The sequence below is a fragment of the Neobacillus paridis genome (genome assembly GCF_016765675.1).
GTDB classification, from domain to species: domain Bacteria; phylum Bacillota; class Bacilli; order Bacillales; family Cytobacillaceae; genus Neobacillus; species Neobacillus paridis.
Window position 1 is genome coordinate 1 of record NZ_JAESWB010000151.1, and the last position, 505, is coordinate 505.

Genomic DNA, 505 nt, shown 5'->3' on the forward strand with positions numbered 1-505 from the left:
CCCGGCCTGCCTCACGCCGCCTCGCGCTCGCCATCCTCGAAGGCCATGCGCGCCTGCTCGCACCTGCCTGCGGCGCAGCTCCCATAACTCGCGCAGCCGGTCCGGGCGCAGTTCGCGCTCATCCGCCTCGGACACGAAGCCCACCTCGCCATTGCCCACGGCCTCGGTGCGGGAAAAGCTCCACTCCCGGCAGAACTCCGGCTTGATCGCGCCGGCATGCTTGGTCGGCATCGCGCATAGCAACTGCATGCCAAGGTTCTCGCGCAGGAACTTCAGCACGTCGCGCGCCCGCACCTCGTCCATCTTGGAAAAGGATTCGTCATTGACCAGCAGGCGCAGGCTGGGGCCTTTCTCGAAATGCTTCAGCTTGTTGGTGACCACGGCCGCATGGATGATGTAGGCCGGTGTCTCCAGCTGGCCGCCGGAGCCGGTGCCCCATTCGGACAGCCTGACCTTCGAGCCGGTGTCGGACTCCTTGTAGATTTCATAGCGGCGGTAATTGCGG

General features: G+C 65.5%; 1 protein-coding gene. It reads right to left on the reverse strand.

The genetic code is table 11. The features are described from left to right. A partial coding sequence (locus JK635_RS28290; RefSeq protein ID WP_202653506.1) for an SbcC/MukB-like Walker B domain-containing protein occupies window positions 1–505 on the reverse strand: 505 nt, incomplete at both ends.